Annotated in this window: 20 protein-coding genes; 3 read left to right on the top strand and 17 right to left on the bottom strand. The window is 38.6% G+C overall.

From position 1 onward, the window contains the following. The first annotated feature begins 143 nt into the window (after window positions 1-143). The gene (locus tag CIK87_RS07255) at window positions 144-326 is read left to right on the top strand and encodes a hypothetical protein (RefSeq protein ID WP_173823487.1); all 183 of its coding nucleotides are present in this window, start codon (window positions 144-146) and stop codon (window positions 324-326) included. Between the two features lie 241 nt (window positions 327-567). On the opposite strand, the gene CIK87_RS07250 is transcribed toward CIK87_RS07255, so the two are convergent. Both CIK87_RS07250 and CIK87_RS07245 read right to left on the bottom strand, forming a co-directional pair. Next, window positions 568-861, bottom strand: a complete 294-nt coding sequence (locus tag CIK87_RS07250; RefSeq protein ID WP_094386629.1) for a DUF1294 domain-containing protein — start codon at window positions 859-861, stop codon at window positions 568-570. Further along, the gene (locus CIK87_RS07245) at window positions 845-1462 is read right to left on the bottom strand and encodes a YqiA/YcfP family alpha/beta fold hydrolase (RefSeq protein WP_094386646.1); all 618 of its coding nucleotides are present in this window, start codon (window positions 1460-1462) and stop codon (window positions 845-847) included. Before CIK87_RS07245 ends, CIK87_RS07250 begins: the two co-directional genes overlap by 17 nt. Before the next feature lie 1314 nt (window positions 1463-2776). Here CIK87_RS07245 and CIK87_RS07240 point away from each other — a divergent pair. Continuing rightward, the gene (locus CIK87_RS07240) at window positions 2777-3364 is read left to right on the top strand and encodes a hypothetical protein (RefSeq protein WP_094386628.1); all 588 of its coding nucleotides are present in this window, start codon (window positions 2777-2779) and stop codon (window positions 3362-3364) included. 60 nt (window positions 3365-3424) lie between these two features. Further along, on the top strand, window positions 3425-3601 hold the full coding sequence (locus CIK87_RS07235) for a hypothetical protein (RefSeq protein ID WP_027455083.1): 177 nt from the start codon (window positions 3425-3427) through the stop codon (window positions 3599-3601). Window positions 3602-3796: 195 nt separating this feature from the next. Here the strand turns inward: CIK87_RS07235 and CIK87_RS07230 are convergent, their stop codons facing one another. The 15 genes from CIK87_RS07230 to CIK87_RS07155 all read right to left on the bottom strand — a co-directional run bounded on the left by CIK87_RS07230 (window position 3797) and on the right by CIK87_RS07155 (window position 22278). After that, the gene (locus tag CIK87_RS07230) at window positions 3797-4096 is read right to left on the bottom strand and encodes a DUF6804 family protein (RefSeq protein WP_094386627.1); all 300 of its coding nucleotides are present in this window, start codon (window positions 4094-4096) and stop codon (window positions 3797-3799) included. A 74-nt stretch (window positions 4097-4170) separates the two neighbouring features. After that, window positions 4171-5172, bottom strand: a complete 1002-nt coding sequence (locus tag CIK87_RS07225) for a toll/interleukin-1 receptor domain-containing protein (protein WP_094386626.1) — start codon at window positions 5170-5172, stop codon at window positions 4171-4173. A gap of 17 nt (window positions 5173-5189) precedes the next feature. Beyond that, window positions 5190-5537 carry a hypothetical protein gene (locus CIK87_RS07220; protein WP_094386625.1) on the bottom strand — a complete coding sequence of 116 codons (348 nt, stop codon included), beginning with the start codon at window positions 5535-5537 and terminating at the stop codon, window positions 5190-5192. 12 nt (window positions 5538-5549) lie between these two features. After that, window positions 5550-6902, bottom strand: coding sequence for a thioredoxin family protein (locus CIK87_RS07215; protein WP_094386624.1), 1353 nt, complete (start codon window positions 6900-6902; stop codon window positions 5550-5552). A gap of 66 nt (window positions 6903-6968) precedes the next feature. Next, a complete protein-coding gene (locus CIK87_RS07210) occupies window positions 6969-7490 on the bottom strand; it encodes a TerB family tellurite resistance protein (protein WP_094386623.1) in 522 nt (173 codons plus the stop codon). Window positions 7491-7509: 19 nt separating this feature from the next. Beyond that, window positions 7510-9282, bottom strand: coding sequence for an AAA family ATPase (locus tag CIK87_RS07205; RefSeq protein ID WP_094386622.1), 1773 nt, complete (start codon window positions 9280-9282; stop codon window positions 7510-7512). 75 nt (window positions 9283-9357) lie between these two features. Beyond that, a complete protein-coding gene (locus CIK87_RS07200) occupies window positions 9358-11850 on the bottom strand; it encodes an Hsp70 family protein (protein WP_094386621.1) in 2493 nt (830 codons plus the stop codon). Between the two features lie 15 nt (window positions 11851-11865). Next, window positions 11866-12813 carry a hypothetical protein gene (locus CIK87_RS07195; RefSeq protein ID WP_094386620.1) on the bottom strand — a complete coding sequence of 316 codons (948 nt, stop codon included), beginning with the start codon at window positions 12811-12813 and terminating at the stop codon, window positions 11866-11868. Between the two features lie 12 nt (window positions 12814-12825). Further along, window positions 12826-14427: a hypothetical protein gene (locus tag CIK87_RS07190; RefSeq protein WP_094386619.1), complete on the bottom strand. Its 1602-nt coding sequence runs from the start codon at window positions 14425-14427 to the stop codon at window positions 12826-12828. 4 nt (window positions 14428-14431) lie between these two features. Beyond that, window positions 14432-17572: a tol-pal system YbgF family protein gene (locus CIK87_RS07185; RefSeq protein WP_144008143.1), complete on the bottom strand. Its 3141-nt coding sequence runs from the start codon at window positions 17570-17572 to the stop codon at window positions 14432-14434. Between the two features lie 51 nt (window positions 17573-17623). After that, the gene (locus tag CIK87_RS07180; protein ID WP_094386617.1) at window positions 17624-17830 is read right to left on the bottom strand and encodes a helix-turn-helix transcriptional regulator; all 207 of its coding nucleotides are present in this window, start codon (window positions 17828-17830) and stop codon (window positions 17624-17626) included. 588 nt (window positions 17831-18418) lie between these two features. Beyond that, window positions 18419-19108, bottom strand: a complete 690-nt coding sequence (locus tag CIK87_RS07170; protein WP_094386615.1) for a hypothetical protein — start codon at window positions 19106-19108, stop codon at window positions 18419-18421. Further along, window positions 19105-19722, bottom strand: coding sequence for a hypothetical protein (locus CIK87_RS07165; RefSeq protein ID WP_094386614.1), 618 nt, complete (start codon window positions 19720-19722; stop codon window positions 19105-19107). Before CIK87_RS07165 ends, CIK87_RS07170 begins: the two co-directional genes overlap by 4 nt. Window positions 19723-19749: 27 nt before the next feature. After that, window positions 19750-21783, bottom strand: a complete 2034-nt coding sequence (locus CIK87_RS07160; protein ID WP_094386613.1) for a tetratricopeptide repeat protein — start codon at window positions 21781-21783, stop codon at window positions 19750-19752. Window positions 21784-21831: 48 nt separating this feature from the next. Continuing rightward, window positions 21832-22278: a hypothetical protein gene (locus CIK87_RS07155; RefSeq protein WP_094386645.1), complete on the bottom strand. Its 447-nt coding sequence runs from the start codon at window positions 22276-22278 to the stop codon at window positions 21832-21834. Between the last annotated feature and the right edge of the window lie 539 nt (window positions 22279-22817).

Here is a 22817-nt window from a genome sequence, read left to right as displayed (position 1 = left end):
TAAGCGGTTGGTTGGCAGTTTATTGCGGGTGAAGTTCACGCCCCGTATCCCTTGGTAACGCTGAACCGAAGGGCACCAGTGCTTTGGGGAAAGTTAAGCTGTCGCGTTATCCATGTCCAGGAATCGAGCAAAAATAGCTACAGATGATAAAAAACAGCGTGCAGCTTTATGATGATGGCAAACATGATGATGCAAACATGCAGAAAAACCATAAGTGCCAATATACCTGCAGCTTCAAGGCAGGGACTGTTTCTCATCCGGTTCATCATCATCCTTCCTCAATGTTTCGGGCTATTGGAAGTGGAAATATGTCAGGCGGTGAGTGACCTCATCTCTCTCGTTGTGACTATTCCCATCGTGTGGACTGCTTGCAGAGAGATGAGATGAACTAGAGACTAGGCGCCTAGTCTAAGAATAACAAGCAGATGGATATTAGGCTTGTCTGTTTACAATGTCGGCTTGATGACATTCGGTCTTTCTTCTTCTTGCAAGGCATAGTTGAATAAACCATATTCGGCTCTTGTTACGTGTGTCGGCTGGGTAATCTATAGCCTTAGCCATATTACCTCAAGAAATATGGCTCCACATAGGTATGTGCATATACGCTATCAGGCCAATCTGTATCAAAAGAATGACAGGAATGCCATGTTTGAATAACTTGTGCATCGTCTTATGGCGCCAAACTCGTATGGCGATCCATGCTCCGATGCTTCCACCGAGGACAGACAGCATCAAAAGTGTGGCTTCCGAAATGCGCCACATCGCTTTCTTGGCCTCGTATTTGTCAATGCCGTATACTATGAACGTAATAGCATTGATGGCAAGAAGATAGTAGGAGAGGCAACTATGCAAAGTGTTCATTATAGTATTCAGAAAACTCTATGAGTATTTTGGTGGCAAGAGGAGCGTACCAGGTCTTCACTTCCTGTTCTGTAGGAGTGTGGCCGCCAGGAAAGTGGAAGGCGTTGCTGTAGTGCTCCAGAAAAAGAGGCGAGAAGTTAGCCAGTGTGTCCTTCTCACCAAAAAGTCCCCACACACGATTCTTGTAATATGGGTTGCAATGGGCAAACTGTATGGCTTCCAGCTCAGCAAACTCCGCAATTAGCGCCTCGTCAATCACCAGTCGCTGATTGCCGTCTCTTCGTGGCGCCTTGTATTCATGCTCGCCGATGCGCTCTTTCAGAAACTCCGTCATCTTGAAATGTGGGTTGCCGAGTAGGGCAGGGATGTCCACCACAGGTGCAAGCATCTGCGCAAGAAAAGCTCCGCAGCTGTTGCCCAAAAGCAAGTCGGGCTGCTCCCGGTCGATAATGGTGCTGATCGCTTTCAATGCCTCCCTGGGATGGAGTGGCAAGTCGGGAGTCAGCACCACCGCCTTCCCCACGAAAGCCTCTTGCAGGGCTTTCGCCATCGGGCAACTGCCTGTGGCAAAGAAACCGTGTAAGAATAGTATTTTCTTCATGCCCAAATCTTTAATTCCGACCATCTATAAATGCTTGAAAATGCAAATGCTGTGTGACTCTACTTGCCGATGCAGAGTAATTAACTCATTGATTATCAGATATAAAGTAGGTGTGGGAACAATAGTTGAGCCGTTGCGAAAAACGGCAATTTTGCTGGCTTAAATCGTTGATTACCAATGGTATATACTTTTGTTTCCATATTTGTTTTCTCTTGTTTTCACGTTCTACTTTCCAATACAGAGGGTGTAACGCTTTGATTATCAGTAGTTATTGCATAATTTGAACTATATTTGAGCCGTATGACATACATAGAGTGTAATCCTCTTAAATCTCCGAATATCAGTGGTTTTGTTACTTTTATCGTTTCTTGCCTTACGTTGAGGATGTGACTCCTGATTAACATTCTCTACTTTCCCACGCAGAATCTACTTTCCGATGCAGAATGTAAAATCTGCAAATATAAGTCGCTGATAATCAGCGTATATTTCTCCAATTACGGGGGACAGATACTATGCCGAGGGACGGAGGAGGGACGGAAAATATACAAAAATCTGCAAATGAAGCTGCCGTCAAAAATAAAATATACAAACATCTGCAAAGACGTTTTTCCAGTTCTTTGTATATTCACATTCGTTAACACGGATTTTTGCACATTTTTGTATTCTCTGTGAAGCGAGTGAAGTGCGACTTCCAATTTCTGTCCCTTTAGGTACATTTATCTTTGCAGTTCTTTGTATATCTTTGTAATCTGACAAAAAATGGGCGCATTTTATAATTCAAAATTGGCTTGTTAAAAAGTGTTGACTCTGTTATTTGGCCCTTTGTGGCATTTTTCGAAATCTGTCCCTCGGGGGACACTTTTGTCCCTCCGTGTCCCTCCAGGCTCTTATTCTGTCCCTTCTGCGCAACAAATATATATTATAGCCGGAAGATAAAAGGTTTAGTTTAGGTTATGGATATTTAATATGGGAATAAACTAAACCGACCCTTGTCCAATTGAACCAAGCCATCTCTCTTTCTTTTGGACGGCAAATAAACTTATATCCTCAGAATCCTTCGTGCGCGTATTCGTATGATAAAGGACTGCCGTTTCTGCTTTCGTGAGTCGACGAAATTAGGTTGCAAAGGTAACTGTTGTTCTTTCATCTACCCAAGGTGATCCATTGGTATGACTCAAAATCTCCACACCATACGGGTTGTATTTGGAGCCATAACCTTGTGCTGATGGTCACAACACCTTGTGAAGCAACATAATTTCTAATCACTCCCGAAAGTAGAGAAATCTACAGAAGGGAAATAAAAACTTCAAGATTATGGCAAATCAAGCAACAACCACCTACAAGGTGACAGGTACACGCAAGGCTGTGAACGACCTGTGGAGCACACTCCAAAAGATGGAGGTGAACAGTAAAAACATCTGGCTTTACCAGTTGGCAGAGCACTACGGCATCGACTACGAAACAAAGCAAATTAGTGTTCGTGGTCACATCTATTGGGCAGAGTATGAGGAAGACCCAGCCAATGACTACTATCTGCTATCCTTTGAGACAGAAACAGCATGGGATGCTTGCAACGAGTTATTCGAGGAGATTAACCATCTGCTATGGGATGAACTCTCTATCTCATACAGAGTCTGTGAATGTGGCTGTGAGGTCTATTATGTGCATGATGAAGGCGACTTCTTTCCCGAAGAGGTGGCAGTCAGTTCCAGCGGTGAACCATTCGAGGATGCTTGTGATGACATCTACACCACCCTCAAAGATGCTATCAATGATTGGTGTGAGAAGATGCACATCGAGCAAGGTGAGCGAACTGATGAGGAAATGATGAACTTCATCAATGAGTATGAGTATGACGATGATGACACCTACTTCTACATCCGTCAATTTACCTTTGAATAACTAACCTGCGGTGGTATGCGGTCGCTACAGATGGCATACCATCGCATAATACATACAACTATGTACACAGACGAAGATAACAGCACCGATTTGATTGGAGCGTTTTGTGAACTCTTATTCCCACGGAAAGGTCACAGCAACGGCATCATCGTTGATGACTATGGCACTGAATGGCTTGTTCAGTTGACCAACGGCAAAGAAGTACCTGTTTATAAAGACGAGGTTTTCATTGTATAGATTTAGGAGAGTCCAACTGTCGCATTAGGCATTTGGGCTCTCTTTCTTTTGGACGGCAAAATTGTTGGAGCCAAGACTGTTCGTATATAAATGCTAACAGTCTTGGCTCCAGTAAACTATAATGCTTTTAATACAAAATCGAGGCTTTTCTGTTTATGCAACAGCTCAACGCTTCTTTAGTATATGGTAGAAAGCTCAATCAGAACCAGCTTTTTTTTGACCGAACCACCATAAAGCAATCAGTCCCAATGCAACAATCACATCGACAATGTTCCACAACGCTCTACCAAGAGCAACCTTCACAAATGGTTGAAATAGCAACGCTAAAGCCCCCAAAACAACAGCCAATGGCCGTTGCTCTTGCCGCCAAGTATTATAGGCAAACACTGCAAACAGAACCAATGCAATGAATCGTACCAGCTGATAGTAGCCATATGGCATAGGAGCAAGACAAAGCATAAGCAATGCCGCTAAAATAAGATATAAATATTTCATAGTTGACTATCAATAATTATATTTCATATTCACTCATCCGCTTGTGAGTTATATCTATGAGACGTTATTTCTTTTTAAGACAATTTACTCCACATGGAAATGTCATTGTACCTTTGTTTTAACAAACCAGTTAAAACAAGCATACAAACGGAACCTATAACGGCAATGATGATTGGGGCAATGATAGAATGCATAAGCCACCAATAACTACCTGCTGAAAATAAGAATACGCATATCCAGAGAATGAAATACCCAATTTTTTTATAATTCATCAACTTAATTAATGCATAAATTGAAATAACAGCACAAATGATACTAGGGTAATTTAATGAGAAGACTTCATAGCTTATATAGCATAATCCGAATGCCATAATTGAATAGGACAAGAAGAATGTCATCCCCAATAAATATACTAGATTCATTGTCATTGTTCGTTCATTCCATTTCTGGTCAAGGAAAACGATATACAAACATACAAGAAAACAGAGAAAAGATGTAATCGTCATCGAAAAGAGTGATAGAGAAACATTGATCATGTACTCACCACTAACAACCATCATGAAAAAAGCAAAAAATAATGACAAGAAGCCAGAAAGCCAAAGACTTGGCTTAACCCAACGACGTTTCGTTATCTTTTTTTTATCACTTAACTCTTTCCTTTTTGGCGGTTCACCTATGAATTTATTGATTGCATTCTGTAATTCATCTAAAGCCCCAGGAGATACTCCATTCTTACAAACAATATATTGTAATGGTAGTAGAACTATCATTACGGACTTTTCATAATCGGAATCATCAAGTCGTACAGGAAGTATTTGTTTGCCGAATTTTTGAGCCAGAAATATTTCTCCTTTTGTCCACTCTGATTTGTTGGAATTTTCAGAAGAAAAGAACACAAACAATTTTGAAGCCTCGATAGCGTCTGCTATTACACCCGCAAATTTAGCTCCGCCATAGAGACCTTTGACATCATACCACACTTTATATCCATAATCCTCTAAGAATTTTGCATACTTGTGGACTATTTGACGGTCTTTATTTGAATAACTTATGAATATATCGTATGACTCTGCCATTCTTTTTATGAGTCCATTTAGTCAAAGTAACTCGAATTAAATCCAATGTTTTGCATGAACGCCGCGATAGCAAGAAGTCTTCTGCCATCATTTCTGGCGGCATCAACCATATATGTACGGAACTCGTCCTTTTCGCGATTGCTTAACTGTTTCGCGATTTCGGTTGCTTCGCTTTGATCCATCCTAATAATATCTTGTAAGATGGGTAAAATTTCTTCTTGCGAATCAACGTAAAAGAAATCAACGAATAGAGCATATATATCGGGCTCATTGGTTCTAATTCTTCCACCATATGAAATCCCCATAATGCCCAATCCGACACGAGCTAAGGCTTTTTTCTGGTTATAGCTTAGTGTATCTAACATTTCAAATAGATATTATAACTTCTCACCATTATAGGGAATAATATTGTATCCACAAGTTCGTATATAATTTACAAATTTGGTCTGTCCGGGGTCTTCATCATCATACCCTTCCCATTTATTGATAATATCTCCATTTGTCTTGACCAAAAAAGTCATGGGAATACTCCTTACACTATATTTCTCTTGCAGATCTTCAGTGCCATCCTGTTCAACATCAATATATGTGTAAGAGTTAATTCCTGCTTCATTTATTTCTTTTACGAATCGTTTAGATGGACCACACCATGACGCACTAAATAACAACAGATATGCATCATTGGAAGAAGTAGATGAGCTTCTTGACACATTTGTATCTCCCAAAGGAATTTCCATTGTTTGTGACTGAAAATCTCTAACTATGAATCCTGTAGATTTATTTATTCCATAACCTTTCAGGATTATTCCGTCACATTCTGAAGGCATAGGGGGTATTTCTATTTTGTCCATGCCAGTGACATCCAGGAGTAAAGGACGTCTTATATTCAGAAAATATCCTACGTTATCGTTATTAGTTCTTTTATTCACAAATACTTTTGACGATGAACGGTAGAAAACCAGTAATGGCTCGCCATTATCATCTGTAACATAGGAAACACCTTTGAACGGTAGTATTTTACCTTGTAAGCTTTTATTCACAGGAGGAACCACGGATGGTCTCTGCCCATCAAAAATAAATCCTTTTGGCATTTTATTACTTGTCTTCCTATTGTAAGGACATAAGTACAAATTGCACACCTTGTTACCAAATTGATCACATATTTCATATTTATCAATTATGTGTTCAATGTTTGGAGCATTACAAGACCCTATCCTTTTCCAGGATATTTTTGATCCGTTGGAAAGGCGCAATTTTCTTAGATACACTTCATTTTGAGGTACACCATGAATAGGAATTGGATTAGTTATATCTAATCCGAATTCACCATAACCTTCTGGCATCACATCTTCCGAAGTTCCTGTGTTGCACATCATTTCCATTGCATTTAACAAGCCAACGGTCTGTGACAGTTGCTTGTTATTATCTACTGCATGATTGTAGATTATACGAATGTCGGATTCTGTCAACTGGTTATTTATACGTTGTTTTACCTTCCCCGTTATTGCGCTAAGGGTTTTATCTTCATCCATAAACAAGCATGTCAAAACAAAAATATAGTTATTTGCCACTACATCTTCATTATATCTATTGCCCAATTTTTTGCATAATTGGCTTGTTAGAAGCTTTTGTTGACCTATTCCTTCTGGGAAAAACAACTTATATACCTTTGCTAATGCCTCTGGCATTTCAGGCTCTTTCTTGCGTTTAAAAATGTCAAAAAAACCCATTTTGTCAAAACAGTTTAAAATATGAATATTTCTATATATAGCAATTGGCAGAAAAAAATGACGACACTACTTTGCTTCTGCTTCTTCTACTTCTGCTTCCTTTTTCAGACTAAGAGGTTCATTATCCAGACTTAGAGTTATTTCTGCAAAAGTCACATTATTCCATTCTGGGTCGTCTGCGACATTAATATCTGGCAGTAAGAAATCCTCTTTATCGGGATATTTGGCAAGAATTTCTTCATCTGTTAGTGATAACCTAACGCGAATCTTCTTGAAAAATTTGACTTCTGAGTATTCAATGCGCTTATCTGCTTCGATAGTCTTAAATGCTAAATCAACCAAACACATTTGCTCTTCCTTAGATAATGCATCTTCTGCTATGTCGCTTAGATAATTATTCAAAAATGACACTCCATCTTTGTTGATAGAATCCACATATTTCTTTAATACCACTTCAACATCTAATTCTTTGAACAAATCTGTGTTTGCAATAAGCTCACGTAATACCTGAACTTCCTCAGATGCGATGTCACCGTCACATGCCATACATGCGAAAATGGTTTTCAATAATAATTCTTGATTATTCATAACTCAAATATTTAAAAAGTTAAAAACCTATTCTGGGTCTATCGGACGTAATCTTTTCACCATTCATAATGGCTCTGATACGTTCATATTTTTTTAATTCGTTATCAGATATAGATTGCTTTACCTTTGAAATTGCATTTTGTAGCAACTCCATAGTAATCTTGCTATGCGCTTTTAAAGCAGCTCTTGACGCATCATTTACAATTAACTGAATGTCAGCAGAAACATAATTGTGCGTCATATCTGCAAGCAATCCATAATCTAAGCCAAAATCGTATGGACGTTTTTCAAGGTATAACTTGAAAAGCGCTTCTCTTGCTGCTTTGTCGGGAACTCCAAGATAATATTTTTTTTCAAGCCTGCCAGCACGCAATACAGCCGGATCAAGTACATCAGGCTTATTGGTGGCACCTATGATAAAGATACCTTTCTCACCTGTTCTGTCCATCTGTGCCAGGAACTCGTTAATGCCAGACATACCTTTATCTTCAGCTAATGAACGATCCTTTAATAAATCATCCAATTCATCAATAAATATAATGGTAGGAGCATTTGCTTCTGCTTCTTGAAACATTGCAGCTATATTTTCCTGAGTAGCATTTATCCATTTGCTTTTTAGGGTAGCTGGAGTTACTTGCATGAAATTAAACCCGACTTCTTCTGCAAAATGTTTTGCAAAAAAAGTCTTGCCACAACCAGGAGGCCCGTATAATAACATTCCATTCGGAATTGTCACACCATATCTATGATATTCCTCTGGATTATGAAGTGGCTCTATAACCTCTTCCCTCATTTGACGTTTTAGGTCATCCATGCCAGCAATAGCTGCGAATCCAGGTCCCTCCACCTTGCGTGAAAGAGACCGCTTAGAATCTTTATCTTCCTTTTTTGATTCGTCAGATTTTACTTTTCTATACGTCGGCTGGCGTTCTACTTTTATCTCACCATCAATTGCTTTTATGAACTCCTGAGCTGTTTGGAAACGGTTTTCTACATCATAACTTAATGCCTTTATTATACAGTTTAAGAACTGTTCATCTAACTCAAAGATATCAGTTGTAGGGATTTTAAGAGGTTTTTCCCTTTCAGATAAAATGCGTTCCACTTTATCACCTTTGATCCTTGAAATGTCAAGAAACCAAGGTAGCTCTCCATATAGCAGGTGATACATCATTACACCGACAGAATAGATGTCAGATTGTATCTGGCAAACACCAGAGAATCTCTCAGGTGCCAAATAAAAAGGATTCAGTTCATTTAAGTTTGGCTTTGCTGGTGGTTGATTCAGGAACCGAGCATGTCCAAAATCAATCAACTTCAAATCCTCCAAGCCACCTACTAAATTTAGCATTACATTTTGAATCGTTACCTCTCCATGCACGATAGGCTCGTCTTGGTTGTGAATTGAATCGAGTGCTGACAGTACAGCTTTGGCAATCTTCTTAATATCGTAAACACTAATATCATCGTCTCGAATAATTCTCTGAGCAAGTGTTTCACCACTAATAAACTCCGTTACGATATATGTTCGTTGCCCTCCATTAACCATTATGCTTCCGGAGTCAATATAGCTACACAGGTTGTGATGGTTTAAACATTTTGAGATTTCAACTTCCACAACTCGTCCATTATCGTCTATTTGATGTCTATTAAGTTTGGAATAATCAATCAGTTTTAAGAATCGTGTTTTGCCTTGAGCATCCTTAACACGATATGTTTCAGCATAAGAACCTTCTTTATGCTGAAATGTAACTGTGTAGGGTCCAATATTATCCTTCTTATTGTAAAGCATATATGGATTATTGTATTAATTATCAATAATATCTAAGGTTCGCCTTCTGTGGCTAAACACAGAAGGCGAATAAATTTATCTGAGCATACCGCCAGCATCTTCTTTCTCATCATCCGGCATCAAATCAATCAATCCACATACTATTGGATGCAAAACATCCACCGTAGGATTGTTATTGATAGCCTCTAAACCTCGATTAAGTAACTGACGTGCTCGACCAGAATCAGTCCATCTTACAGAACCGAAACGGCCATTATAATGCTCTATAAAGCCCATACACTGATATAGCAGAGTCAAATGTACAAAGAGGGCATTTATTTGTTCAAGAACCTCACGTCCCATCTTAACATCCTTACTGTGGATGACTTGATCTGTTTGATGTCTCAATTGATTAACAATCTGTAAAGTTTTATCGTTACCAAGGTCATTTTGAGCTTTTTCAAGTCTATCGAATTCTTCACGCAAATCTTTTTCAATGCGATCCCATTCAGTTGCATCATCTTGATCCTCAATCTCACGAAGAACTTCTTTTAGATGCTGAAGGACGGCTTTTTTCTCAGAACTATTAGCTGCTTCATTCTTTACTGCATCAAGCTTATTCTGCAATTCATCAGTATTCACACCAGAACCACTGAGTCGACTTATACTACGTTGGGCTTCTGCAAGATCCTTGTTAATAATCTTTGCAGCATCATCGATAGACTGTTTCTTACTAGTATCGAGTTGCTTTTCTACAGTAGTATCTGTTGCAAGGAAATGAACTTCAAGGGTCATTTGTTCGGAAGTGTCAACCTTTAATGTTACATCTACAGAAGAATCTTCTGTAATTAATGATTCTACATCATCTCCTGTAATTACGATGTCTGCAACATATTCATACAAAGAAGCACTTCTACCTTCAGCACCCTTAAAATCATCTACCTGATAAACAGGAATCTTCAAAACATCACTTTCAACACCAGGACGTAACTTACTTGTGGTTTTGAGGTCATTAATAACTCCAACCGCAGGTACAGGTTTGTTCTTCTCCAAGCCTTTAGCCATTCTAAAGACTGGACGCTTCTTTGCTTCACTCCATGTAGCAATACCAATATTATAAGGAAGTGGAGCAGCACCTACTTTAGAGCCCTGTATAATCGTGATTTCATTTGGAAAACAAGGTACTTTGTTTCCTTGCTCATCATATGCAATAATTGCAAATGAATTTGGCTTTGATTCAAGAAGATTAGCCTCTATGACATTACCGGTAGCATCAATTTCTACCTTTCCGCTTGACCATGCCCTATCACTTCTTTCCAATTCAACGTAAACCTTTGAAAAAGAGCTACCAGGCTCCAACCTTGCACTTACCCATTCAGTTTGTTCAACTGATGTTGATTCGTAACCTATTTCTAATTTAACAGTTCCAACTTTAATGTCCTTCTGGTCAACAACTGCATCCATGGTAGATGCATATAGTGCTGCTCCTGTAGCCACTGCAGTCATCGGGTCAATAGATGTGTCAACATTCGGGGTAATTTGATCCTTTAACATCTGGCGAATCAATGGTGAATGAGTTGGACCTCCCACAAGTATCAACTTATTAATTTGTGAAGAAGAAAGATGGTTGCGATTTACTAGTTCCTTACAAATATCAACTGCTTTCTGGAAATAAGGACGCATAACATCAAACACTTCACTTTGTGAAACTGTTAAATCCAGTTCCATTTCTTCACCATCTTCATCCTCTCCCAAGTCACCAAGATTTGAAAGAATATCATACTTATCCTTGAATGAAAGCTGATTCTTCGCTTCTTCTGCAAATGTCTTCATTGCATCACGGAGCACTTCCTTCTTTTCCTCGTTATCAAGAGTTTCATCCAGAACAAAGTTCTTTTGCAAATATGGGATGATTATATTATCAACAATTGCGTAGTCAAGATTTTTACCTCCAAGATAGTTATCACCTTCGGTGTCAAACACTTGCATGATACCATCTTCTACTTTCAACAAAGCTGCATCAAAAGTTCCACCGCCAAAGTCGAACACCATCCAAATGCCATCTTTTGAATCCGTGGTTAAACCATAAGCCATAGCCGCTGCAATTGGTTCTTGGAGGAGTTCACATTTCGTGAAACCTGCCATTTTAGCCGCCTCCATTGTGGCAGTTTTTTGACCTACAGTAAACTTAGCAGGTACTGTAATAACCACAGAAGATATATTTTCATCTGTTACAAAAGACTTTAGTGTTTTCAGCACTTCTGCAGACAGTTCTTCTGAAGAATAGTCACGGCCCATATATGTACTGGTATACTTTGTATCAGTACCCATGGTACGTTTGAACTCAACATAGGCATTTGAAGCCTCTTTCTTACCAGCCTTAGATGCACGTCGTTTATCACTCTTCAAATCGTTAAAGGCCGAATCTCCAGCTTTAACGCTCTGGCGTTTGGTGAATGACACGCATGAAGGCATTGTGTCCTTAAGAACGTCTGTCTTAATAACGACAGGTTCACCTTTTTCCATCCTGCAAATTGCAGAGTTGGTAGTACCCAGGTCGATACCGTAATCAATTTTTAATCTTGCCATAATTGTTGAAAATTTTTATTCTGCTTGGCTAACTTCTATCTGAGCAGCCTGAATCATTACTTGCTTATAATTAACTTGTGGCTTTATAATTCGAGATATGATTTGCTGGCCAGGCTCTAAAGTGTCATCTGTAACAAAAGTAACAGCTGCCTTCATTCCTGCTTGATAAGGTTTTCCCAGCATATCAACGATTTCATAATCATTAGCCTTGAAATTGTCCTTTATTCGCTGAACACCTCTTGAAAGTTGCTTATATCCTTTTATACTCTCGTCCATTCGCGAAAGATTCATTTCTATCTTTACTATCTCATCAGCAACTTTAAGAGTAAGGGAGTGATCAATCTCACCATCATCTGTTGTTGTTGGAGCTGATACTGATTGCTTACTCAATACTTCAATTAATTTATTATCGAGTTGAATTGTTTCTTCTTGCATCTTTTCCTGAGCTTTGCGGATATTCTCTTGTGCTTCCTCTAAAGAAGACTGTGCTTTACGAACGTCATCAATTGATGTTGAACCAGACTTGATTTTTTTCATGAACGCCCAAACAGTTGCTGCAAGTGCAACTATTAATGCTATAATTCCACATATTCCCCATAATGTACGAGAGGACAGAATCTGTTCCGTAGCCAGAACTTTTTCATTGGTCTCTCCAATGATTGTAGAAAGTTCAGACTTATCTGCTTTTTGATCGTTTGCAAGATTGTCGTATTCCTTTTGCAAGCTATCAAGCTTAAGACTTAAATCTTTATTTAAAGACTCTAAAGCAGAAATGCGAGATTCTGCCTTTGCATTCTTATTCTTAAGTACAGAGACTTCGCCTCTTAATGAATTAAATTCTCTTTTAATATTATTCTGCTCTATTGTTACAGAGGTCAAATCTACTGATTTTACAGGTTCCTGCGCCAAAGAACAGAATGAAATTGTAGTAAAACATACTACCATTAGAAGTAATTTTTTCATATATGTAAAATTTTATAAACAACTAACTAAAATGCCTAATGTCACAACAATGGCTATTACAACCATACAACCACTTCCACTACCGCTACCGCCAGACCAAGTTGAAGTGGAAATACCAAGTTTTTCACACAGACCTTTAAGAATTCTTCTATTTTCATCGTAACGCTTATTCTTAAAATCTGATTCCATATCAAACTTGTCCATGAGTTTTATTGCATTCCATGCAGACTGAGCTACACTCTTAAAGGAGTCAACCTGAGAATTGTGGAGTTTAACCCATGCATTATAGGTTGATGCATCTAAACCACCTAAACCATATCGTGATGAAGTATATAACGAGGAATAAGAACTGCTCCTTCTGCCTAATATACTATCGAAAATAGGATCCTTATACATTTGTGATTGAAAATCCTCAAAACTTATAATCTTATTTTGTGCTCTATTCACTTCTTCAATAACAAATCCAAGGGCACAATTAACGACTATTGTAGATAGCTTCAAATAGTATGCTGATGATGCACCTAATTTATTTTTTATGCTTACTAAGTCATCTCTTGTGCCATTAAGAAGCGAAACTGCATTAGAAATAGTATTGGACTGCTTTGATGTATTAACCAACTTATCTTTGATGGCCTTGTCTTCTGCAAACACCTCTGATGGGGGAAGTTCTGCTATAATTTTTGTGAGAATATCAACATTCTCTTTGCAACGATCTCTTGCCATTTTTCCAACGACAACAGATTGTGCATATTTTTGTAGAACCATGGCTTTATGAGCAGCTTCCGCTGCATCAGAATCATTGTAGTAATCTATACCGCATTGCAGGATTTCCAAGCCGAGTTTATCCGCAATCATTTGATATTGCAAATCACTAGTAGAAACGAACTGCTTTAATTGTGTAAGATCGGCTTTGGTATCATTCATCAATTTTGTACCAGCGTTCAAACGAGCCGTAGGACCTTTTCCTCTTGATGATTTACATACATCAATAGCAGATGTGAGCTTATCAATGATTGGCTTTGTACTTTTGCTTCCAACAAATTCCTTCCATTCGGTATTTGTAATATAACCTAAGAATTGGGTGGGCTTAAACTCATCGCATAAGATATCCAAAAAGTCATGAGCCAGATTATCAGAAGTTGCTAAAGCATTGTCTCCCAATACCATTTTAACAAACTCATTGCTGTACGATGAATATAATGTCTGAGCATAACTAATTGCATTCCCTAACTGATTCTTAATTAAAGCACAAACGAGAAGGTTCTGCAATGACGAAGCTGAACTCTTTTTATTCCATATTTCAATTGCTCCATCAATATCACCATTCGTTAATTTCCCACATGCAATTTCATCCAACTGAGTGTTTTTTGAAAACCAAAACTGAGCATACTTTAGTTGCTCTGTTGGAAGAGACAGTTTTGATGTTGCGTCTGCAACACTTTGCTCTGTGCGCAAAACATCAGGTAAAAGTCCATTTAAATCAAGTGGAAACGATACCTGACGACCGACTTTCAGGAAAGCCTTCATCTTACCCTGGTTTGCAACAACTTCTTTCTGAGTAGAAGTTGAATAAACGCCAAGCTGACGATATGGGTTGTTATTGATAATTTTCATTGTTTTAATATCTGTATGTACTTATATAATAATCCACGCTGTAGTTGCCACCTTGTAAATTTTCGTTTCCTGCATAGTTACTAACATTTGACGCAGAAACTGATGCTGCAACTCTATAACTACCATTCTTTAATCTGACAGAGGATGTTCCACCTGCAGAAATAACCAACCTTTTACTATCAGGGCCACTATACAAAAGAGTTAGAGTATATGATGTACTGTTGGTCACCGTAATATATGACGTTGGACCACCACCATATCCAGTTCTATCCATTTCTGGAAGTGACCCGTGCTCACCTGCATATACACGAGAGACTTCAAGATCAATCAGTTTTTTCTCACATTGACTAATATGAGAACCATTTGGGTATAATGATTTGTATTTTGTAAATGCAGAAATGCTATTTTCTGACAAAGCCATTTGCCATGCTTTAGACTCAGTATTCCATGCTTGATTTTCTATTTCCTCTATCTTAGATTCAGAATCTTTGAAATAGTCTGTTGGTACCACTCTTTGATATTGCTTCCAACCAGAGGTGGTCGCTTTACTATCTGCAACTCTATACAATGAGTCGCAGATAGACTCTATCGCAGTTTGGGCTTTGTATCCATAACTATTTCCATCATTCTTGGAAATAAAGTCCTGCAACTTCTTAATCGGATTATCTATACTTGAAGAACTGCTATATAAAGAAGACCCTTCATAAGAATCGTAATCAAAATCTCCCGCTTCATTCAACAACAAACTCAACCATATATTACGAACCTTATCAGCATTGTCTGTATTATAGAATCGCTGAATGTATTTTTTACATGATTCTTCTGATGGATTGCTTATAATTTGATCATATAGTTCTTTTGACTCGCTTTCTTTCTCAATTTTATCTGCCCATTCATGAAGTCCAGCAGCAGAAAATCCAAACACGGCTGCAATAGCAGCACATATGAAAAAAGTGCCACAGCCACCATCCCTATCTTGCATTGACCCAAATGCTGCAAATCCAGAAATAACCGCAACAATAGTACAACCTACAGCAAAGCCCCGTATGCCCCAAATTAAATAAATGGCAAGAAGAATAAGCAAAGGTATTATTGCCCAAAGCATCCGCTTCAGAGCTTTACTTCTTTTTTCTGCTTTTTCTTTTTTTATCCGTTCTATTTCATTAATTTTTGTTTTTGCTTTCTGACCGCCAGTTGAACGAACACCATATGTTGAAACGACTTTTCGATAGTCATCTTCGCTTTTAGCTAATTCATACGCTCTTAAAGAACATTTTTCAGAATCAATCTTATTTGTCTTTTCTGATTCATATAATGTAACCACATCATTCGTGGTTTTACATGCAGACAAAGCCTTATCTTGCCGAGCAATTCTAACCTTGCGCTCATTTTCCTCACGGATAAGTTTGTTCATTTCATTTTGAGCTTTTGGCACAAAACTACTATTTGGGAAATCACCAATAAATTTTTGATAATCAGCAACTGTCTTACATTCCCTAAAACGCAATTCTACAAGATTAGATTTTGCTTGTGAAACATATTGGCTATGAGGATATTGCTGAATAAACTTCTCCAATGCTGCAACAGTTTTAGCAGCTTGGAAAGATAATTGTTCTATTTTTGACTTAGCTTGTGAGGCATATTTACCAGAAGGAAATCTCTTAAGAAAAGACCTATATGAAGTTAGATTGCGACATGATTGATAAAACTCTTCCTCAGTGCGCAAATCCACATCAGAAACGTCCAGGTCATTACACCACCCACAACCATATTGATACATAAAAGACAATCCAGAATCATCAAATCCCTTACAATTGCTAATAATTCCGTGAAGTGCTTCTCTGCATTCTTTATAGCGACCTTCTTTGTATTCTGGATCCAAGTCGAACTTATCCATATACAACTGAGCACGCCAAGCGGAAATAAGGGTAGTCTTCAGCGTGTTGAAATCAGAATTTTGAGCTTCATTAACCTCAGCTATGATATTGCCAAGAGCATTGTTAATAATTGTGGTTGAAATTTTAAGGTAATACTGGTGAGTACTTCCTAATTTCTCTTTTATATTAACTATATGTGGTGCACAGTCTTTAATCAACTGAATTGAACAGCTTATCAAGTCTGGCTCTATTGCAAATGCAGCCAGAGAAGCCTGAATAGCCCTATGGTTAGCCATTACCTCTAATGGAGGTAATTTGCTAATTATGCCTTCAAGAATACGAACATTTTCATCACACCTATCCTTAGCCATTTTTCCAACGACTACAGACTGTGCGTATTTCTGAAGTTTCATTGCTTTAAACGCAGCGTCATCATCATTAGAATCATTATAATAATCGATTCCACACTGAAGAATAGTCAATCCAAGTTTATCTGCAATTATCTGATACCTCGAATCTGACACAGACAATTCACTCTTTAAATTTCGTAGTGGAGTAAGTGTATCAGTCATTAATTTCGTACCGGCAGACAAACGAATATTCGCTCCTTTTCCTCTCGTTTCTTTAGCGATCGTTATACTGCGATCAATATCATCTATTAACGGCTTAACTATTTTACTTCCAACATACTCTCCCCAATCCTTATTGATTATATAAAGAGAAACTTCTGATGCACCAATTTCATCGCATAATACGTCAAGGAATCCATGTTCAAGGCTTTCTGACGTAACAATATTACTTTCTTTTCCTAATATCAGTTGGGCAAATTCAAACGAATATTTACCATAGAACAAGAAAGCCAATTCTAATGCCTTACCATAATTTCCTCTTATGAGGAATGTTAAAATCCGATTATGAACAGAAGATAGGTTTTCTTTCTTTTCCCATATTGAAATCGCCTTATCATATGAACCTACGGAAAGGTTGTTTATGGCGATTTTATCTATCTCCGTATTTTCAATGAACCAAAATTGGGCGTAACGTATTAAATCTGTAGGAAGGGTTAATTTCGACTCAGCATCTGCTATGTTTTCTGCTGTCCTTTGAAGAGAAGACAACACACCATCTAAGTCTGCGGGGAAAGAAATTTGACGGTTAACGCGCATGTTCGCTTTTATACGCGCTAAATTGGCCACAATCTCTTTTCTTGTAGCTGTCGAAAAAACGCCTATGAGACGATATGGATTATGTCGAATTATATCAAGCATAAATTATATTTAGAGTTTTTGCTTTCTTAAGATGCCCAATTTAAGCGTGAATCATCGTGGTGAAGTGCTTACTAATAGTTCACGGATGTCAATTTTCAATAAAGCAGCAATTTTTGAGAGAGTTAGCAAATCCGGCTGAGTGGTATTCGTACACCACTTTGAAATTGTAACAGGATCCTTGCCTAATTGTTCTGCCAACCATTTGTTCGTTTGACCAGCATCTGCTAGAACAGCTTTCAGTCTATTTAAATTCTCCATGCATTAAAAAATTAAATTCAAATGCAAATATAATAAATTCTGCTTGGATTATTCGTGAAAATACAAGAAAATTTTTCATTTTTAACGATAATAAATGAATAACCTATAAAATGACACCATAATTACACATTTTTGCATTAAAATATCAAATGAACAAATTAAACCATAAATTAGCAGATAGCATATATTAACTCAATATATATCAAGATAGGTATTACCACGCAAATAATAACAGAACTTATCACATAATTCCAGCCAATCCGTTTAAACCATAATAAAAATTCGACAGATTTGCTAAACATCAAATCACATCGGTCTCTAAATCTCAGCTGATCTTTCCAAAGAAAGATAATCCATGCCATTGCGAACATCGGCGTGAGGAATGGTAGCTTTGTGAGATAGTCGGCCATTATCACCCATGATAGAGGAATCAGTAAGTAGTATATTACAATATTCACCTCATTGTATGTTGCGCCAGTGAGTTTGGCTATGACGTGTTCAACCCCAGCAACGAAACCGAAGATGGGAAGTGCTATAATCAGTACGAACTTTTCTAGGAGAGAGAACCTCTTCCAATGAGTCTTGATGCTATTCATCTTTGGATAGTTGTTCTATTATTTGAGTTGCATTCTTTAAATATTTCTCTTGTACAGGATGGTCTTCCAACCCTTGTTCCATTGATTTTTTGAAGACACTGTCATTTTCCAATGGGTTAACCACCTTCTTTAGTTTGATTGTACCAATTATCAAATCGCCTATTTTTTGCGCTTCATCCCAATCCTGAGCATAAAAGTTTTCATTGAAGTAAACTACAATGTGAGAATCCTGGAGATAGGTGACGAACTGTTTCTGAATAATGGTGTCATTATCCACATAATTTGCAAAGTACAGAATACTTGTAGGATAACCTCCGACTTCCACACTGTCTATCTCATGGATTAGTTCCGCATCATCACCACTGATTGCCCGTGCAGTCTTTGCCATATCTTTCGCTTCATCAATGTTCTTCCATTTAATGGGCATGAAAGTTTTGACAAAATGAAACCACACGACATTACCATTAGGGTCAAATATCTCTACTACGTTCTGTAAAGAGTCCAAACCTTTCCAGCCCGAAGAATCGCATATCCAGCCTTTGGGTAAATCAATTGAAAACAGATCGTTTTCATAAGTTATTGGGAATGGGTCGTCGTTAATGGTATTTCTTGCTGTTGGCTTGGTGCATGAAATCATTCCGACGATAGTCATCCCAAGTATCAAAAATCCAATAGTTCTCATGACGATTGTATTTTGAATACCTCACAATTGTTGATTTCTAATCTCTCTCGAATGGAAGAAACAATCTGCTTCAGGAAATCATCCTCAACGACTACCGAATCCAGAATTTTTTTTGCTATTTCCATATCGCCAATCTCTCGATAGAATTCCGCTTTCATCACATTGTCTGTAATCAGATTGTTTATTAGCCAAAGGCCATTTTCACGAAATAGTTTTTTGTCTTCTTCGAGAATGTCCTTCTTGTCACCATTCCGATAATAGTAGTCATTATATGCGTGATGCAGCATCATACGCACGTTGATTTCTTCTTTTTCGTCAATAAAACCTTCTTTAGCTAATTGTGCGAAAGCTTCCTTCGTTTCAGGAAATGTCAGAAGACCTTTCTCAAAGCAATAGCCATCTTTGGCATACTTAACAGCTTGTCTTCCCTTGATGAAATATTTACCGCAACGGGGACATTTCTGGACATAAGAGATTTCTGGTAGCATTGGAGCTATCTGTTTATTATCAGACCACAGTTCTGAGCCAAAAGTGTTTCCAGACACTAATGACATGATTTCTTTCTCTTTGCCACAGAAGGGACAAGTGAGAATTTGGGGATTACCTGGCATCATAATACGTATATTTAAATGGGTTATAAATTAGTATTGAGTTATCTTTATTACTTTTTTGGCATTGTCAATCTCTATTTTGCCAAGTCTTGCGAGTACGCTTTGTCCGAGTAGGAGGGGGGCTTTTTGGTTCCTGACAACAGATGCACGTATGTTGTTCAGATCCAGACCTCCAAAATTGACATTCTTGATGTTGATTACAGTTCCGACATTGACATCGCCATTTGCATCCATATACCTTTGATTTCCTATCACGTCGTTTTTCGACAGGTAACCGTTTTTCATCATGAATGTCGCTTCGACCATTGAAAGCGTAACATCGCTGGCACCTGTGTCAAACACAAAATGAAGCGGCAATCCGTTTATCTGACATTTTACCTTGCAGATGCCATCTTCCTTTGTAAATGGTATTTCAGAGATAATCAGCTCTTTCTTAGAGACATTATTACTTTGTTCCCTGTTTATAGAAGAACTTGCAGATTTGTATTTTGTTATGAGGGCCTTAAACTCATCTGTTTCTCGCAAGAAATCCATATCAAAATCTCGTTCAATGTGAGCAAACCTGTTATAGCCAAGTTCAAGACATTTCTCCAAGCATCTTAGCGCATTGCCTTTATCTTGCATACGAGAGTATAGGCAAGCTGCATCATAATAGTTGCCAGAGTCTGTGGAATCTCGTGCAATAATACTGTCCATTGCAGCGATTGCCTTGGCATTTTCTCCTAAACCTTGGTAAGCGTAATGAATACAGTCATATTTGTCGGGCGTATCTTCTATCTCTATTACCTTTTTGAAATCGGCTTCAGCCAACTCTTTCTTGCCCTGTTTCATGTAAATGTCGCCTCTGCTGACGTATGAGTAAGAATAATCTGGATCTAAAACGATAGACATTGATAGGTCTTCTATTGCCCCTTCCATATCACCGGCCAATTCCTTGAACCATCCCCTACGATAGTAGCCAAAACCATATTCAGGCTGGGCTGTCAACACATTATCCCACTCAGCAATGGCGGAATGTACTTCTCCCATCTCATAATAGATATTGGCTCTACGAGCTTTATATGAAAGGTCTGTACTATCTAGACTTAATGCTTGGTTTATGCTGTTCAAGGCATCTTCATATTTTCCCATCTCATAATGACATATTGAGATTCGTTGATATACACTTGGTGACACGTCCTTACTATTAGCAGTCTCGTAGTATTCAATAGCTTTTGTATAATGTTTGTTTTGTTCATACATGGTTCCAAGAATATAGGGCCATGTCGCTTCATTCGGAGATTTTGCGGACTGTACTTTAATTTTAGAGACAAGCATGGTGAAAGCTGGTTCTTTGAGCGTTCCTGCCAGATAGTGGGCTTTTCTGTCCCAATCAAGGCTTAGAGCTTTCACAATATCATCGGTAGCTTCAGCCCACTTCTCTTTTCCGATGTATGATTCAGCCCTAAAAGCGTAACCTTGCGAATAATCACTTGCCAGTTTAGTAACATAATCAAATTGCTTGATTGCATCATCCCACCTTTTTTGTGAGTTTGCATTACGTCCCAGTCCCATGTAGCCCATCGTCTCGCCAGGTTTCAGTTCAATCATCTTCTGATAGTCGGCATCGGCAAGGTCATATCTTTCCTGCTCATAATAGATTTGAGCACGTTTTTCGTATAAGCTGTTTTCATCTGGTTTAATCTTGATAGCGGTTGTTAGGTCGGAAATCGCCTTAACGGTATCTTCAAGATTCAGATAAACATCAGCTCTTGTTGTGTATGCAAAGATGACATACTCCGCATCCTTCTTTGGGAGCAATTTGATAGCCATATCTGCAGCAGTGAGTGCTCGGCCATGTTCTTCCTGATGTTCTCTCAGCATAGCTATCCATGAGTATGAATAGCCGTTCTTGGGATTTTCTTGTATGTCCTTGTTAAAGAACTCCAGGGCTTCTTCCGTTTTCTCATTTTGTACGGCTTCAACCCCTCTCATGTAGTTATATGATGTAGGGCGGCCTTTTTTGTCTTGCGCTGTTGCGCTAATCGCTACTGCGAAAAGTAGCATAATCAAATAATTCTTCATACGCGACGATTGTTTATTGGACATTAGGATTTTTCACTTTAACGATGACTAATACATCTTTAACCCCAAGACATCCCAGAAGTCAGAAGGCAGGGCCACGTTTTCCAAAGGAATACACTCTTTGAAAAGTGGAGCTACTTGATTGGCAGAATAGCCAGCAATTCCGCACCCGATGCGAGTTACCAGGAAGCGCATATTGGAATGTTCAGCTGCGAATAATGTGAATCGTTGAATGGCTGTGCTCATTTCTGCAATACCTTCCATTGTGGGAATAGCGTAGCTTTGACCTTGAAGCCCTTCGCCCTGTCCCCATATAGCTCCGAATCTGCGCATGGCGTGTGCTGCAGCCCCTCCACCATGGAAACCTCCGGCATTGCTGCCAAATACGAATATTTCATTCTCTTCCAGATGATCAATTCGGTCTGGTGAGACTCTTGGCCCATAGTATTCCTTGGCATAGCGACGCTTCCTTTCCAGAATTTCCTCCCTTGACATACTTCTTTCTTCACTATACATCATGTTCATCTTTTCATAGTAGGCGCGTCTAGATGACCGCTCACGTCCCCAGGTGCTACCGGCTCCAAGGTCGTCATGGCTGAATTCAACAACGTTTTCAATGGAGAGCAAATCTGTCACTTCCTTCACATTATGTGCTGACCCCATATATGCGAATGACCAACCTTCCGATTTAAGTTGCTCTATCAGACGGCGTAATCCGGCAGCATCCCATTCCCTTGATGCGTTTTCCAGACCATCCGTTAGTACTGTGACTACGGCAGTTGCATCTTTATCATCTTTTATGCGGTCATGAAGGTGGGTCAATGACAGTCCCATTGCATCATAAAGTGGAGTACACCCATTGGGCATGTAATCCTTGAAATCTTTCACTCCAGAGATAGGTTGGTTGTCAATCATTGTGCGAACATCTGGTCTGTTTGATCCTGAGTCGAATGTTACAAGAGTTAATGTGTGCTCCTGTGTAGTCAGAAATTCTTCTTGTGCACTTCGAATCGTGCAGATGGTTTCATTGATTC

The organism is Prevotella sp. P5-64 (genome assembly GCF_002251285.1).
GTDB lineage: Bacteria > Bacteroidota > Bacteroidia > Bacteroidales > Bacteroidaceae > Prevotella.
This window is presented reverse-complemented; position numbering and strand designations above follow the sequence as displayed.

Coding starts and splice junctions, on each gene's coding strand:
- CIK87_RS07255 (WP_173823487.1), top strand. CDS start 144: ATGATAAAAAACAGCGTGCAGCTTTATGATGATGGCAAACATGATGAT.
- CIK87_RS07155 (WP_094386645.1), bottom strand. CDS start 22,278: ATGTCAAGGGAGGAAATTCTGGAAAGGAAGCGTCGCTATGCCAAGGAA.
- CIK87_RS07245 (WP_094386646.1), bottom strand. CDS start 1,462: ATGAAGAAAATACTATTCTTACACGGTTTCTTTGCCACAGGCAGTTGC.
- CIK87_RS07210 (WP_094386623.1), bottom strand. CDS start 7,490: ATGAATAATCAAGAATTATTATTGAAAACCATTTTCGCATGTATGGCA.
- CIK87_RS07185 (WP_144008143.1), bottom strand. CDS start 17,572: ATGCTTGATATAATTCGACATAATCCATATCGTCTCATAGGCGTTTTT.
- CIK87_RS07230 (WP_094386627.1), bottom strand. CDS start 4,096: ATGAAATATTTATATCTTATTTTAGCGGCATTGCTTATGCTTTGTCTT.
- CIK87_RS07200 (WP_094386621.1), bottom strand. CDS start 11,850: ATGGCAAGATTAAAAATTGATTACGGTATCGACCTGGGTACTACCAAC.
- CIK87_RS07250 (WP_094386629.1), bottom strand. CDS start 861: ATGAACACTTTGCATAGTTGCCTCTCCTACTATCTTCTTGCCATCAAT.
- CIK87_RS07180 (WP_094386617.1), bottom strand. CDS start 17,830: ATGGAGAATTTAAATAGACTGAAAGCTGTTCTAGCAGATGCTGGTCAA.
- CIK87_RS07170 (WP_094386615.1), bottom strand. CDS start 19,108: ATGAGAACTATTGGATTTTTGATACTTGGGATGACTATCGTCGGAATG.
- CIK87_RS07195 (WP_094386620.1), bottom strand. CDS start 12,813: ATGAAAAAATTACTTCTAATGGTAGTATGTTTTACTACAATTTCATTC.
- CIK87_RS07220 (WP_094386625.1), bottom strand. CDS start 5,537: ATGTTAGATACACTAAGCTATAACCAGAAAAAAGCCTTAGCTCGTGTC.
- CIK87_RS07225 (WP_094386626.1), bottom strand. CDS start 5,172: ATGGCAGAGTCATACGATATATTCATAAGTTATTCAAATAAAGACCGT.
- CIK87_RS07190 (WP_094386619.1), bottom strand. CDS start 14,427: ATGAAAATTATCAATAACAACCCATATCGTCAGCTTGGCGTTTATTCA.
- CIK87_RS07205 (WP_094386622.1), bottom strand. CDS start 9,282: ATGCTTTACAATAAGAAGGATAATATTGGACCCTACACAGTTACATTT.
- CIK87_RS07160 (WP_094386613.1), bottom strand. CDS start 21,783: ATGAAGAATTATTTGATTATGCTACTTTTCGCAGTAGCGATTAGCGCA.
- CIK87_RS07235 (WP_027455083.1), top strand. CDS start 3,425: ATGTACACAGACGAAGATAACAGCACCGATTTGATTGGAGCGTTTTGT.
- CIK87_RS07215 (WP_094386624.1), bottom strand. CDS start 6,902: ATGGGTTTTTTTGACATTTTTAAACGCAAGAAAGAGCCTGAAATGCCA.
- CIK87_RS07165 (WP_094386614.1), bottom strand. CDS start 19,722: ATGATGCCAGGTAATCCCCAAATTCTCACTTGTCCCTTCTGTGGCAAA.
- CIK87_RS07240 (WP_094386628.1), top strand. CDS start 2,777: ATGGCAAATCAAGCAACAACCACCTACAAGGTGACAGGTACACGCAAG.